This is a genomic window from Polaromonas sp. P1_A2, from assembly GCF_056406895.1.
This window is the reverse complement of sequence record NZ_JBFTZI010000002.1, coordinates 466,835-480,494: the sequence shown is the minus strand read 5'-3', so window position 1 is coordinate 480,494 and position 13,660 is coordinate 466,835. Positions and strand designations below refer to the sequence as shown.

The following is a 13,660-nucleotide window of genomic DNA, read 5'->3' as shown; positions in this document are numbered from 1 at the left end:
TGCGTGCGCGGGTCAAAGCAGGCTTTTATAAGACCAGCCAAAACAGACGACACCACCCTTGCCCGCGGAAACACTGCCATCCACCCAATCGCAGTTGGGGCTGCGCTGAGGTGACCTCACACCCATGGCGGTATACCTGGACGGGCGAGCCGGGTCGCGCGAGACCTCAGCTTGCAAGATGTCCCCGGGACTAAACCCCATGCCGGTCGGGACCAGGACCTTGCCCACCACATTGCGGCCGGAGACAGCGAGCGCCGCGTACTGGTTCTCCCTGGCCCGCAGGGACATGGCACACACAATGTCACGCCGCACACATGCACTGCCGGCCAAGATGTCGCTGTCCGGGACGTCCGACAGTGAGACCACCACACCATAGATTCGCTCGCCGGCGGCCTTATCCATGAACTCCGCAGAGGGCTGGCTCGCGCAGGCCGCGAGCAACACGGCCGCTGCCGCAATGAGGGGAACTGAACGCATCGGCAAACTCCTCCTGGATCGCTTCTTGAGAATGGAAGGGCCACTCCTGCATGCGATTCTAGGGGCGCGGGCCGTGAGCGGCCTCCTCACAATGGACTAGGGTGGCATGGTTTGGCTAGCGCCCATGCTTCATCTGCCGCAACCAGGCCCCAGGCGCCAAGCCCACACTGCCCTTGAAACGCCGGCTGAAATGGCTCTGGTCGGCAAAGCCGCAGGCGGCGGCCACTTCGGCCAGGCCCCGGCCGGCCAGCATGGCCGACTGGGCGCGTTCCAGGCGCACGGCATTGAGGTAAATGTGCGGCGGCACGCCGAACTGGCGGGCGAAGGCACGGGTCAGGTGCACACGCGACAGGCCGGCCTCGCGCGCCAGGGCGTCCACCGTGATGTCCTGGTCGTAGTGGCTGCGCAGGTAGTCGCGTATGCGGGCCATGCGGGCCGCGCCGGCGGCCTTGCCGCCCTCGCCCGCGCTGCGCCGCTCGCCGTAACGCTGCAGCAGCCGCACCAGCACGTCGCGCGTAAGTTCTTCGGCGCGCAACGACTCCTGGGCCTGGCCGGCCGCGCCTATGGCTCGCGCCAGCGCGCGGCCCATGGCCGCGTCGCGCACCACGGGCTGGCGGAAGTAGGCGGCCATGTCGAGGCCGGCCTCCTTGTCGCGGCATTCATCGACCACCTGCGGCGCCACATACAGCATGCTGTAGCCAAAGCCCTCCTGGGTGCCGCGCTGGCCGTCGTGCGGCTCGTCGGGGTTGAAGAGGATGACGTCGCCGCGCAGGCTGGCGTGCAGCGTGCCGCCGCAGTGGAAGGTCTGCACGCCGGAGGCGGTGACGCCTATGGAATAGGTTTCGTGGCTGTGGCGCTCAAACGTATGTTCAGTGAAGTGGGCCTTCATCTGCGTCACGCCGGCCAGCGCGCCGGGACGAAAGCGCGCCCAGTCCTGGGCAGTGGGTGGCTGGGCATGGTGCATGAAACAATCGTACAAGACGCGGCAGGCGCGGACAAGCAGACTCCTTTCTTCCGACACAACGCAAGAGGAGTTTTCCGTGAAAACAGACGCCATAGACCTGCAGGCCAAGCTCGCGAGCTTTGAGGGCCACTGGCAGCCGCGCACCGTGAGCGAATTCAACGGCCACGACGTGATGGTGGTCAAGGTGCAGGGCGAGTACAGCTGGCATTCGCACCCCGACAGCGACGATTTCTTTCTGGTGCTCAAGGGGGAACTGCACATCGACATCGAAGGCAGCCCTACCGTGATCCTCAAGCCCGGCCAGCTTTACGTGGTGCCGCGCGGCGTGCGGCACCGGCCGCGCGCGGCACAGGAGGCGCAGCTGCTGCTGATAGAACCGACGGGCGCGCCCAACAGCGGCGACGCGGCCACGGCGGCCCCGCGCAGGGTGATCTGAAGCCGGGTTTTCGGGATCGAGGGCATTTGGGGGAATCCAATTACTTGACTTTGTCAACCAATTGCTTGACGATAGCTGGCATGGCTATACCAGGCTCCCCCACCCTCCCCACGTCCGTCACCGCGGCCGCACCGGTCGCCGCCACGGCGTACATCAAGGCGATACGCGGCTTTAACCGCTTCTATACCCAGCGCATAGGCGTGCTGGACCCTTACCTGGGCAGCGAGTTCTCGCTGACCGAGGTGCGGGTACTCTACGAGCTGGCCCACCGCGACCAGCCTACCGCGACCGAGCTGGGGCGGGATTTGTCGCTGGATGCGGGCTATTTGAGCCGCATCCTGCGGCGCTTTGAAAGCCAGGGCTGGCTGGCGCGCGTGCCCTCGCCGGCCGACGCGCGGCAAAGCCTGCTCAAGCTGACGCAGGCCGGGCACAAGGTGTTCGCGCCGCTGCAGCAGCAGTCGCGCGACGAGGCGGCCGCCCTGCTGGCCCCGCTGGCGCCTGAGGACCAGCACAAGGTGGTGAGTGCAATGGGCACGGTGCAGCGCCTGCTGGCCGGCCCGGGTGAGGCCGCGGCGACGCGCACCGTGGTGCTGCGCGACCCGCGGCCCGGCGACATGGGCTGGGTGGTGCAGCAGCATGGCGAAATCTATGCGCGCGAATACGGCTGGAACAGCGAGTTCGAAGCGCTGGTGGCCGACATCGCGGGCAAGTACCTCAAGAATCACCAGCCCGACTGGGAGAAGTGCTGGATCGCCGAACTCGACGGCGAGCGCGTAGGCGCGGTGTTTGTGGTGCGCAAGTCGGCCACGGTGGCGCAACTGCGCATGCTGATCCTCACGCCGGGCGCGCGCGGCCTGGGCCTGGGCGGGCGGTTGTCGGACGAATGCATCGCCTTCGCGCGCGGCAAGGGCTACAAAAAAATGGTGCTCTGGACCAACAGCTGCCTCGCGGCGGCGCGTGCGATTTATGCCAAGCGCGGCTTCAAGCTGGTCAAGAGCGAGCCCTACCAGGGCTTTGGCCACGAGCTGGTGGGCGAGACCTGGGCGCTAAAGCTTTAAGGCTACAGCCTTAAAAGTTCCGGAGGTTTTCAGCCCGGGGCCTCGTGAACCACGAAGAGCGGGCTATTGTTTGAATAGCAGATGAAGCGCGTCGGCTTCTTGCGCGCTCACCGGGGATTGCGTTATGCGCGGCGATAATCGGCGCATGAGCCCCCTGCCCGCGCAAGAGCATCCGCAACCCAAATCCCTCACCGACCTCTTTGTTTCATTCACGCTGCTGGCCCTGCAGGGTTTCGGCGGCGTCCTCGCTGTCGTGCAGCGCGAGCTGGTCGAGAAAAAACGCTGGATGACGCGTGAAGAGTTCATCGAGGACTGGGCCGTGGCGCAAATCATGCCGGGCCCCAATGTGGTGAACCTGTCCTTGATGGTGGGCGGGCGCTATTTCGGCCTCAAGGGCGCACTGGCGGCGCTGGCCGGCATGCTGACGGTGCCGCTGGTGCTGGTGCTGCTGCTGGCGGTGCTGTATGCCCAGTTCGCCGGGCACCCCGGCGTGGCGGGCGCGCTGCGCGGCATGGCCGCGGTGGCGGCCGGGCTGATAGGCGCGACCGGCCTCAAGCTTTTCGGCGCGCTCAAGAAAAACGTGCTGGGCCTGCGGCTGTGCATAGGCCTGGGCCTGCTGTGTTTTGTGTCCATCGCGCTGCTGCGCATCCCGCTGGCTTATGTGCTGCTGAGCCTGGGCCTGGCGGCCTGCGTGCTGGCCTACCGAAAGCTCGCGCCATGAACGAACCGCTGCAAACACTGCACCTGGCCTTTGGCGCGCGCGAATGGTTTGACCTGTTCCTGCATTACCTCTCGCTGTCGCTGCTCTCGGTGGGCGGCGCCATCAGCACCGCGCCCGACATGCACCGTTTCCTGGTCGACAAGCAGCACTGGCTGACCGACGCGCAGTTCAACGCCTCCATCGCCATCGCGCAGTCGGCGCCGGGGCCCAATGTGCTGTTCATCGCCTTGATGGGCTGGAATGTGGGCCTGAACGCCGGCGGCATGCTCAGCGGGTTGCTGGGCGTGTTCCTGGCGCTGCTGGGCATCCTGATTCCAAGCACCACGCTGACCTACACGGCCGCGCAGTGGGGCCATCGCAACCGCGAGCTGCGGGCGGTGCGTGCCTTCAAGCAGGGCATGGGCCCCATCGTGGTGGCCTTGCTGATCGCCACCAGCTGGATTCTGGCCGGCGCCAACGGCAGTTCGCTGAAGGACTGGCCGGTATGGCTGTTGACGGCGGCCTCGGCCATCATCGTCTGGCGCACCCGCATCCATTTGCTGTGGCTGCTGGGCGCGGGCGCGCTGCTGGGCTGGTACGGGCTGGTCTGAGGCGGGCGAGCTTCAGCGCCGCTGGCGCAAGGCTTCGTAGAGGCAGACGCCGCTGGCCACGGACACATTGAGGCTTTCGACCGCGCCGCGCATGGGGATGCTGACCAGCTCGTCGCAGGTCTTGCGCGTGAGCTGGCGCATGCCCTCGCCTTCGGCGCCCAGCACCAGGGCGACCGGGCCTTTCAGGTCCACGTCGTAAATGGTTTTTTCGGCGTCGTCGCTGGTGCCTATGCACCAGATGTTGCGTTCCTTGAGCTCGCCCAGGGTGCGGGCCAGGTTGGTGACCATGAAATAAGGCATGGTCTCGGCCGCGCCGCTGGCCACCTTGGCGACGGTGGCGTTGATGCCGGCCGCATGGTCCTTGGGGGCGATCACGGCATGGGCGCCGGCGCCGTCGGCGACGCGCAGGCAGGCGCCCAGGTTGTGGGGGTCGGTCACGCCGTCCAGCACCAGCAGCAGCGGCTGGGCAACACCGGCCTCCTCGAGCTGCTCGAGCAGCTCATCGAGCGACTTGACCTGGGCCAGCGCGTCGACCCGGGCCACCACCCCCTGGTGGCCGTGGCTGCCGCACATCTTGGCCAGGCGCAGGCCGTCGGACTCGATCAACCGTATGCCGGCCTCGCGGGCCCGGTCCATGAACTGGCGCATGCGCGCATCGCGGCGCGAAGCGTCGAAAAACACCTCCAGAACGGACTTGGGCGCGGTTTTGATGCGCACGCCGACAGCATGGAAGCCAAAAAGGACTTTGGGGGTAGATGACATGCAAGGGATTATCACTGCAGCCCTGCAAGCTGTTGACGGTCGCCACGGAGCCCTGTTTAGAGCGTTAATAGCTTCTTAGGCATTACTACCGGTGCACAGGGGCCGACCGGCGGTCACAATGCGGGCTGGGTAAGTCTAAAATAGTAACAATTTGTTGATCCTGCAGGGCAGGACGTTTCCGCAATCACGCGCACAGTTGGGGGCACTATGGGATTGAGGCTTAAATTTAATCTGGTGTTGATCGTGGTGTTCCTGGCAGGCTTCGGCGCCGCCGGGTTCATATCGCGCCAGCTGCTGCAGGAAAACGCCCGCGAGGAAGTCCTGCGCAATGCACGGCTCATGATGGACACCGCCCTCTCGGTGCGCGCCTACACGGTCGAGCAGATCAAGCCGCACCTGGACAAGCAGCTCGAGGAGGTCTTCCTGCCGCAAACCGTGCCGGCCTACGCCGCCACCGAAACCCTGGGCCACATCCAGAAGAAGTACCGGGACTACGGCTACAAGGAAGCGACGCTGAACCCGACCAACCCGCGCGACCGCGCCACCGACTGGGAAGCCGACATCGTCCAGCAGTTCCGCCAGAACGCCGACTCGAAAGAGCTGATCTCGGAGCGCGCCGCGGCCACGGGCCGGCTGCTGTATATCGCCAAGCCCATACAGATCACCAACGCGGCCTGCCTGCAGTGCCACAGTGTGCCGGCCGCCGCGCCGGCCAGCATGATCAAGATCTACGGCGAGGCCAACGGCTTCGGCTGGAAACACAATGAAATCATAGGCGCGCAGGTGGTGACGGTGCCCATGGAGATTCCCATCCGCAACGCCGAGCGCACCTTCAAGACCTTCATGGCCTCGCTGGCCGCGGTATTCGTGGTGGTCTTCGTGGTGCTCAACCTGATGCTGAGCTGGCTCATCGTGCGGCCCATACGCCGCATGTCGCAGGCGGCCGACAAGGTCAGCACCGGCGACTTCGAGGTGCCCGAATTCACCGACGGCGGCAAGGACGAGGTGGCGGTGCTGGGCAGCTCCTTCAACCGCATGCGCCGCAGCCTGGAAAAAGCCATGCAGATGATTGACCGCGGCGACTGACCGAGCGATCACCCGCCCACCACAATGCCGGACGCATGACCGAGCCCGAAGACAAGACCCGAACCCTGCCCGTGCGGCCCGACGCCCCGGGAAGCGGGGATGTGGCCGCCCTGGCGCCGGGGCAGACCGTCTTTGAATACCGCATTGAAAAAATGCTGGGCGGCGGCGGTTTCGGCATCACCTACCTGGCGCAGGATATCAACCTGCAGTTGCCGGTGGCCATCAAGGAGTATTTTCCGGGCGACCTGGCCGTGCGTTCGGCCGACCTGTCGGTCCACGTCCGCTCTGGCGAAAACAAGGGCCAGTTCCAGTGGGGCCTGGAGCGCTTCCTGGACGAAGCCCGCGCGCTGGCCTCGTTTCGCCATCCCAACATCGTGCGGGTGCTGCGCTACTTCAAGGAAAACGGCACCGCCTACATCGTCATGGAGTACGAGTCGGGCGACCCGCTCAAGCGCTGGCTGGCCAAGCAGCCCGCACTGGACCAGCAAGGCCTGCTGAAGATCGTCTACCCGCTGATGGACGGCCTGGAGGCGGTGCACAAGGTGAACTTCCTGCATCGCGACATCAAGCCGGACAACATCTACATCCGCGCCGACGGCACGCCGGTGCTGCTGGACTTCGGCGCGGCCAGGCGCCTGACCGGCAACCAGGACATGACCAACATCGTGAGCCCGGGTTTCGCGCCCTTCGAGCAATACCACAGCAAGGGCCACCAGGGGCCGTGGACGGACGTCTATTCGCTGGGCGCGGTGATGTACTGGATGACGACCGGGCAAAAGCCCATGGAGTCGGCCTCGCGCGTGCGCGAGGACAGCATGCCCAAGGCCGCCGACACCGCCAGCGCGGTGGTTTTCGGCGCGCCCCTGCTGCGCGCCATCGACTGGGCGATGACGCCCAACGAAACCCAGCGGCCGCAGGATATCGCGGCGCTGCGCCAGGCGCTGCTGAGCTCGGACTTCGTGAAGACGCAAACCCTGCGCGCGGCCAGCGTGCTGGCGCCCGCCACGCCCCCGGCCGCGCCCGTGCCGGCGCCCGTTGAGACCAGCACGGTCACCGCGCCGCCCGACAGCGCCCTGCTCGCCTACGCCGCCAATTCGCAGTCCATCCCGCTCAACAGCGCCGAGAACCTGCGCAAGAACGTGCTGGGCACCATCATGTTCCTGGACCTGGTGTCCTACTCCACCTATTCGGTGGACCAGCAGGTGGTGGTCAAGTCGCTGTTCAACGAACTGATCACCAAGGCCATAGGCGGCGTGAAAGAGTCGTCGCGCATCATGATAGACACCGGCGACGGCGCGGCCATCTGCTTCCTGGGCGATCCCGAGGAGGCACTGCAGTCGGCCCTGCTGCTGCGCGACCTGCTGGCGCAGAAGTATGGGCGCAAGCTGTCGCTGCGCGTGGGCCTGCACCTGGGCCCCATCCGCATGGTGTTCGACATCAACAACCGGGTCAACGTGGTGGGCGACGGCATCAATGTGGCCCAGCGCATCATGGATTTCGCCAGGCCCAACCAGGTGGTGGTCTCGCGCGCCTACTACGACGTGATCTCGCGCATCACCGACAGCGCGGCCGGCCATTTCGACTACCTCGGCCCGCACATGGACAAGCACCTGCGCTCGCACGAGATCTACGCGGTGCTGGACCCGAATGCCGTCCCGGCGGCGCCCGCGGCGCGCAACCTGGAATTCGAGCACACGGCCTCCTTCGCCGCGCTGGCCTCGCTGACGCCCGAAGTCGTGCACGAGATCGAAACCGAGCTGGCCAAGCTGATCGGCCCGCTGGCCCGGGTGCTGGTCAAGAAGTCCGTGCCGCGCACGGTGAGCGCCCAGGGCCTGCGCGACCTGCTGGCCGTCTCCATCCCGGACGCCACGGCGCGCGAAGCCTTTGCGCGGCCGCGCAATGCCAGCGCGCCCGTGCATTCAACGCCGCTGGGGGCTTCGGGCCCGCGCACCGGTGTTACCAGCGCCACCGGCGGCACCAGCGTGCCCAGCCGCGTGCTGTCCATGCCGGTGTCCGGCCTGCGGCACCAGGACATGAGCCGACCCTCGGGACTGTCATCGCCTTCGGGACCGTCCGCGGCCTCGACCTCCATCAATGTGCAGTATTTCAGCGCCGAGTTGCAGTCCCAGCTCGAACGCATGCTGAGCCTGTACATAGGCCCGCTGGCCAAGACCCTGGTGCGCAAGGAATCGGCGCGCCACACCACGCTGGGCGGCCTGGCCAAGGCACTGGCGCTGCAGATCGACAAGCCCGACGACCGGGCGAAATTCCTGGCCGCGGCGCAAAAACTGCGTTAAGCCCGGCGCATGCCTGCCCGGCCCAGGCGGTTCAGGCCGAAATAACCCGTCCCGCGTCTATGGTGATGCGCCGCTCGCAGCGCGCGGCAATGCCCTGGTCGTGCGTCACCAGCACCAGGGTGGTCCCGAGTTCGCGGTTGAGCTCGAACATCAGCGACATGACGGTCTCGCCGGTGGCGAAGTCCAGGCTGCCGGTGGGCTCGTCGGCCAGCAATACCGCCGGCTGCACCACAAAGGCCCGCGCCAGCGCCACGCGCTGCTGTTCGCCGCCCGACAGCACCTTGGGGTAGTGGCCCAGGCGCTCACCCAGGCCGACGCGCTTGAGCATCTCGGTGGCCTGCGCGCGCGCGTTCCTGGCGCCCGACAGCTCCAGCGGCAGCATGACGTTCTCCAGCGCGGTCAGGTTGCCCATGAGCTGGAAGCTCTGGAACACAAAACCGACCTTCTGGGCGCGCAGGGCGGCGCGGTCGTCCTCACTGAGGGCGAACAGGTCCTGCCCGGCCAGCTTGACGGTGCCCTCGGTGGGCGTGTCCAGCCCCGCGATGATGGACAACAAGGTGCTTTTGCCCGAGCCCGAAGCACCGACAATGGCGGCGGTTTCGCGCGCCGCGAGCGCGAAGTCAATATCGCGCAAAATGGCCAATGTGCCGGTGGAGTCGGTGACTGACTTGAAAACATGCTCCACGGAAATAATTGATGCCTCAGGCTTTGCGGCCGCGCCGGCCATAGAAGCATCACTCACGCCACTTACCGCGGGTTCAAACATGTCAGCCTTGTCAAAAATTATGAAATCCGACTTTACCAAGCTTGCTGCTAAAGCGGTAAAGCGCCTGGTAAAACCTTTGGCCGCGCTACTTACGGCCGCCGTGCTGGGCGCGGTCCCGGCCGCACGGGCGCAGGCGCCCGCCTCCGCCGCCCAGGGCGAGACGCTGCTGGTCGTCGGCGACTCCCTGAGCGCCGAATACGGCCTCAAGCGCGGCACCGGCTGGGTGCCGCTGCTGGAAAAGCAGCTCGCCGGCGAAAAGAAAGGCACCAGGGTCGTCAATGCCAGCATCAGCGGCGACACGACGTCGGGCGGCCGTTCCCGGCTGCCGGCCCTGCTGGCGCAGCACAAGCCCGCCGTGGTGGTGATAGAGCTGGGTGGCAACGACGCCCTGCGCGGCCTGCCGCTGGAGATGACCGAGCAAAACCTCAGTGCAATGGCACAGGCCGCCAAAAAAGCCGGCGCGCGGGTGCTGCTGGTCGGCATGCAGGTGCCGCCCAACTACGGCAGCGCCTATGCGGCGAATTTTTCGGGCCTGTTCGCGAAGGTCGCCAAGGCCGAAAAAGTGGCGCTGGTGCCGTTTTTCCTCAAGGGCATCGCTGACGCCGCCGACCCGGTGGCCGCTTTCCAGGCTGACCGCATCCACCCCAACGAGCAGTCGCAGCCCCGCATGCTGGCCAATGTGTGGCCTGAACTCAAGAAACTGCTCAAGTGAGCCTGGACCGCATTTCCGCCGAGGAAGCGCTGGCCGGCCTGGGCCGCTACTGTGACATCATCGACGCCCGCAGCGAGGGTGAATACGCCGAGGACCACCTGCCCGGCGCGCTGAACTGGCCCAGCCTGCACGACGAGGAACGCAAAATCGTCGGCACAAAATACAAGCAGATCAGCCAGTTCGAGGCCAAAAAACTGGGTGCGGCCCTGGTCGCGAAAAACATCGCCGAACACATACAGCGCGAGGTACTGGACAAGCCCCGGGAATGGCAACCCCTGCTCTACTGCTGGCGCGGCGGCAAGCGCAGCGGCGCGCTGGCGCTGGTGCTGGAGCAGATCGGCTTTCGGGTCACGCTGGTCGACGGCGGCTACAAGGCCTTCAGGGCGGCGCTGGTGGCCGACCTGCCGCGGCTGGCAGCGCGCTTTCGCTACCGCGTGGTGTGCGGCCCCACCGGCTCCGGCAAGACCCGGCTGCTGCAAGCCCTGGCGGCCGAAGGCGCCCAGGTGCTGGACCTGGAGGCGCTGGCCAGGCACCGCAGCTCGGTGCTGGGCGCGATTCCCGGCCTTGAGCAGCCCAGCCAGAAGGCCTTTGACAGCGCTATCTGGTCCGCCCTGCGCGGCTTCGACCCGGCCAGGGCGGTGTATGTGGAAAGCGAAAGTAAAAAAGTCGGCAATGTGGCGGTGCCCGAAGGCCTGATGACCGCCATGCGGGCCAGTCCCTGCCTGGACCTGCGCCTGCATGAGGACGAGCGCGTGGCGCTGCTGCTCGAGGACTATGACTTCTTCGTCAAGGACACCGCGTTTTTCTGCGAGCGGCTGGGCGCCTTGACCGAGGTGCGCGGCAAGGCCACGGTGCAGGACTGGCAGGCCCGCGCGCGCGCCGGCGATGCGGCCTCGGTGGTGCGCGAGCTGCTCACCCTGCACTACGACCCGGGCTATGCGCGCTCCATGGAGCGCAACTTCAGCCAGTACCCGAAAGCCACCCCGCTCAACGCGGCCGACCGGTCCAGGCAGACCATGGCGGCGCTGGCCAGAGCCATTCTTCAGGAGGAGACAACAACATGAAAAAAATCCTTGCCGCCGCCGGCGTCGCCCTGGCCGGGCTGGCCGCCTACCTGTGCCTGTGGCCGGTACCCATCACGCCGCAAAGCTGGGAAGTGCCCGCCGAACCCGGCTACAGCGGCCCATTCGCGGCCAACGACAAACTCGCCAAACTGAAAACCATCCCGCTGGGGACAGAGGAAGGCCCAGAGCACCTGGTCGCGGCCCGCGACGGAAAACTCTACGCCGCGGTGGCCAGCGGCGCCATCCTGCGGATGAATCCGGATGGCAGCGGCCAGGAGGTGGTGGTCAACACCGGCGGCCGCGTGCTGGGCTTTGACTTCGATGCGGCCGGCAACATCATCGCCGCCGACGCCTTCAGGGGCCTGCTGTCGATTGCGCCGGACAAAAAAGTGACGCTGCTGGCGGACAAGGCCGCGGGCACGCCGATTCTGTATGCCAACGCGGTGGTGGTGGCCCGCAACGGCAAGGTGTACTTCAGCGATGCGTCCACCCGTTTTGGCGCCCGGGACTGGGGCGGCACCTTCGAAGCCAGCGTTCTCGACATCCTGGAGCAGTCCGCCACGGGCCGGGTGGTTGAATACGACCCGGCGACCCAGGCCACACGCGTCGTGGCAAAAGGCCTGAGTTTTGCCAACGGCGTGGCCTTGAGCCAGGACGAGCGCTCGCTGTTTGTGGCCGAAACCGGCAGATACCGCATCTGGAAACTGCCGGTGGATGCGCGGGAGCAGGACATCGGCCAGCCCGGCGCCGGCCTCAAGCCGCTGTTTGACAACCTGCCGGGCTACCCCGACAACCTGATGCGCGGCCTGGACGGCAAGGTCTGGGTGGGCCTGGTCAAGCCGCGCAACCCGAAGATTGACGGCATGGCCCGCAAGCCTTTTATGCGCAAACTCACGCTTCGCCTGCCGCGCGCCTGGTGGCCTATTCCCAAGGCCTACGGCCATGTGGTGGCGTTCACGGAAGACGGGAAAGTGGTGGCCGACCTGCAGGACCCTTCGGGCGCCTATCCCGAAACCACCGCCGTGACGGAGACGGCGGACAGGCTGTATGTGCAAAGCCTGCATGCCAGGGAGCTGGGCTGGTTGCCCAAATAAGAAATAAGGCAGCGGCCGGCAACAAAAAACCCGGCTACACGCTGGGTGTGCCGGGTTTTGGGGGTGTATCAAGCCTGAAAGTTCAGGGCGCCGGGTCAGTGGGTGGCACACCGGCCGGCGCGTCGCCGTCGGCGGGCGGTACATCATTCCCGTCGTCGGCCGCATCATCCTGCTTGCCCTCCGCCTTGCGCTTGAGCTTTTCTTCTTTTTTGCGTTTTTTTGCGAGCTCTTTCTGGCGCTTTTCGTAAGAGTAATTGGGAGTTGCCACTGCGTGCTTTCGTAAGGAGGTAACCCTTACTGTACTGCATTGCCGTCAGGCAACGCCAGGCTTTTGATGCGGCTTTGGCTCAGGCTTTTTCCAGGGCCTGGGCGATGTCGGCCTGCAGGTCGGCCACGGCCTCCAGCCCCACCGAAAACCGCACCAGCCCGCCTTTGTGGGGCCAGGGCGTGGTACGCAGCGCCGGAATGTCGTAAGGCGCGCACAGGCTCATGGGCCCGGCCCAGCTGTAACCCAGTTTGAACAGTTTCAGGCTGTCACAAAAGCGGTCCACCCGCTCGGGGCTGAACTCGGGCTTGAAGACCGCGCTCATCAGGCAGGCCGCGCCTGTGCAATCGCGTTTCCAGCTTTCATGGCCGGGCGAGCCGGGCAAGGCCGGGTGCAGCACGGTGGCGATTTGCGGCCGGCCGGCCAGCCAGGCGGCCAGTTCGCGGGTGGCGGCGTCCTGGGCGGCGTAGCGCAAGGCCATGCTGTTAAGGCCGCGCAGCACCAGTTCGGCATCGTTGCCGCCTATACCGTAGCCGACGCGCATGTGGCAAAAATGGACCAGGTGGTGCAGCGCCTCGTCGCGCGTAACCACGGAGCCCATCAGCACGTCGGCGCCGCCGCTGGGGTATTTGGTCAGGGCCTGGACCGAGATGTCCAGGCCCAGGTCGAAGGCATTGAAGGCCAGCCCGGCCCCCCAGGTGTTGTCGAGCGCGGTCACGATACCTGCGGGATGCGCGTTCTTGTGCGCCTTGACGGCCGCGACCAGCGCCGGCATGTCGGGGAATTCCAGCGTGATGGAGCCCGGCGCCTCTATCCACACCAGCCGGGTTTTCGGGCCCAGCTTGGCGGCCAGGTCGGCCGGGTTCATTGCATCGTAAAAACGGTGGCTGATGCCCCAGGCGGCGAGCTCGCCCTGCGCGAAGGTCTTGTTGGGGCCGTAGGCGTTGTCGGGGATCAGCAGCTCGTCGCCGGCCTTGAGCAGGGCCATGCCGACCAGCACCACCGCCGCCAGGCCGCTGGGCACCAACGTGCAATGCTTGCCGCCTTCGAGCGTGGCGATGCGCTCTTCCAGCGTGAAGGTGGTCGGCGTGCCGTGCAGGCCGTAGGTGTAGCCGGTCTTGTGCTTCCAGTCGCGGCTGCGCAGCGCGGCGACGGTAGGAAAGGCGATGGTGGAGGCCTTGTAAACCCCAGGTGGAATTGCGTCAAACCCGGCGGGCGGCTTGTAGGGATGGTGGATCAGGGTGGTGGAAATGCCGGATGGAGAATCGCTCATGCAGCGATATTACGGCAGTTTTCCGGTCTGGCTCAATGCCCCGCCGGCAACGCCCGTAGGCTGTCAGGGCGCCATGGGTTTGCCATCTTGAGGCG

General features: G+C 66.1%; 15 protein-coding genes. 9 read left to right on the top strand and 6 right to left on the bottom strand.

From position 1 onward, the window contains the following. Positions 1–12 precede the first annotated feature (12 nt). A complete protein-coding gene (locus tag AC1D09_RS09185) occupies positions 13–477 on the bottom strand; it encodes a hypothetical protein (RefSeq protein ID WP_477661685.1) in 465 nt (154 codons plus the stop codon). 115 nt (positions 478–592) lie between these two features. Continuing rightward, positions 593–1,441: an AraC family transcriptional regulator gene (locus AC1D09_RS09180; protein WP_477661684.1), complete on the bottom strand. Its 849-nt coding sequence runs from the start codon at positions 1,439–1,441 to the stop codon at positions 593–595. A gap of 76 nt (positions 1,442–1,517) precedes the next feature. On the opposite strand from AC1D09_RS09180, the gene AC1D09_RS09175 reads away from it, so the two are divergent. The 4 genes from AC1D09_RS09175 to AC1D09_RS09160 all read left to right on the top strand — a co-directional run bounded on the left by AC1D09_RS09175 (position 1,518) and on the right by AC1D09_RS09160 (position 4,246). Continuing rightward, positions 1,518–1,877 (top strand): cupin domain-containing protein, encoded by a 360-nt coding sequence (locus AC1D09_RS09175; RefSeq protein WP_477661683.1) that lies wholly within the window; start codon positions 1,518–1,520, stop codon positions 1,875–1,877. A gap of 80 nt (positions 1,878–1,957) precedes the next feature. Then, a complete protein-coding gene (locus AC1D09_RS09170) occupies positions 1,958–2,935 on the top strand; it encodes a bifunctional helix-turn-helix transcriptional regulator/GNAT family N-acetyltransferase (RefSeq protein WP_477661682.1) in 978 nt (325 codons plus the stop codon). A 145-nt stretch (positions 2,936–3,080) separates the two neighbouring features. Further along, positions 3,081–3,656 (top strand): chromate transporter, encoded by a 576-nt coding sequence (locus AC1D09_RS09165; RefSeq protein WP_477661681.1) that lies wholly within the window; start codon positions 3,081–3,083, stop codon positions 3,654–3,656. After that, entirely contained in the window at positions 3,653–4,246 is a 594-nt protein-coding gene (locus AC1D09_RS09160) for a chromate transporter (protein ID WP_477661680.1), read from the top strand. Before AC1D09_RS09165 ends, AC1D09_RS09160 begins: the two co-directional genes overlap by 4 nt. A 12-nt stretch (positions 4,247–4,258) precedes the next feature. Here the strand turns inward: AC1D09_RS09160 and rlmB are convergent, their stop codons facing one another. Then, a complete protein-coding gene (rlmB, locus tag AC1D09_RS09155) occupies positions 4,259–5,008 on the bottom strand; it encodes a 23S rRNA (guanosine(2251)-2'-O)-methyltransferase RlmB (RefSeq protein ID WP_477661679.1) in 750 nt (249 codons plus the stop codon). A gap of 207 nt (positions 5,009–5,215) precedes the next feature. Between rlmB and AC1D09_RS09150 the strand changes: the two genes are divergently transcribed. Together AC1D09_RS09150 and AC1D09_RS09145 are read left to right on the top strand one after the other, a co-directional pair. Next, the gene (locus tag AC1D09_RS09150; RefSeq protein ID WP_477661678.1) at positions 5,216–6,094 is read left to right on the top strand and encodes a c-type heme family protein; all 879 of its coding nucleotides are present in this window, start codon (positions 5,216–5,218) and stop codon (positions 6,092–6,094) included. A gap of 35 nt (positions 6,095–6,129) precedes the next feature. Next, complete coding sequence (locus AC1D09_RS09145) at positions 6,130–8,391, top strand: protein kinase domain-containing protein (protein WP_477701022.1); 2,262 nt, start codon at positions 6,130–6,132, stop codon at positions 8,389–8,391. Positions 8,392–8,422: 31 nt separating this feature from the next. On the opposite strand, the gene AC1D09_RS09140 is transcribed toward AC1D09_RS09145, so the two are convergent. Next, positions 8,423–9,118, bottom strand: a complete 696-nt coding sequence (locus tag AC1D09_RS09140; protein WP_477661768.1) for an ABC transporter ATP-binding protein — start codon at positions 9,116–9,118, stop codon at positions 8,423–8,425. A gap of 58 nt (positions 9,119–9,176) precedes the next feature. Between AC1D09_RS09140 and AC1D09_RS09135 the strand changes: the two genes are divergently transcribed. Genes AC1D09_RS09135 through AC1D09_RS09125 form a run of 3 tightly spaced genes read left to right on the top strand, consistent with a single transcriptional unit; the run spans position 9,177 to position 12,027 of the window. Then, the gene (locus tag AC1D09_RS09135; protein WP_477661676.1) at positions 9,177–9,869 is read left to right on the top strand and encodes an arylesterase; all 693 of its coding nucleotides are present in this window, start codon (positions 9,177–9,179) and stop codon (positions 9,867–9,869) included. After that, on the top strand, positions 9,866–10,933 hold the full coding sequence (gene mnmH, locus AC1D09_RS09130; RefSeq protein WP_477661675.1) for a tRNA 2-selenouridine(34) synthase MnmH: 1,068 nt from the start codon (positions 9,866–9,868) through the stop codon (positions 10,931–10,933). The genes AC1D09_RS09135 and mnmH overlap by 4 nt, the downstream gene beginning before the upstream one ends. Then, on the top strand, positions 10,930–12,027 hold the full coding sequence (locus AC1D09_RS09125; RefSeq protein ID WP_477661674.1) for an SMP-30/gluconolactonase/LRE family protein: 1,098 nt from the start codon (positions 10,930–10,932) through the stop codon (positions 12,025–12,027). The genes mnmH and AC1D09_RS09125 overlap by 4 nt, the downstream gene beginning before the upstream one ends. Before the next feature lie 82 nt (positions 12,028–12,109). Here the strand turns inward: AC1D09_RS09125 and AC1D09_RS09120 are convergent, their stop codons facing one another. Both AC1D09_RS09120 and AC1D09_RS09115 read right to left on the bottom strand, forming a co-directional pair. Next, positions 12,110–12,295, bottom strand: a complete 186-nt coding sequence (locus AC1D09_RS09120) for a hypothetical protein (protein ID WP_477661673.1) — start codon at positions 12,293–12,295, stop codon at positions 12,110–12,112. A gap of 79 nt (positions 12,296–12,374) precedes the next feature. Continuing rightward, complete coding sequence (locus tag AC1D09_RS09115) at positions 12,375–13,565, bottom strand: PLP-dependent transferase (protein WP_477661672.1); 1,191 nt, start codon at positions 13,563–13,565, stop codon at positions 12,375–12,377. Positions 13,566–13,660 lie beyond the last annotated feature (95 nt).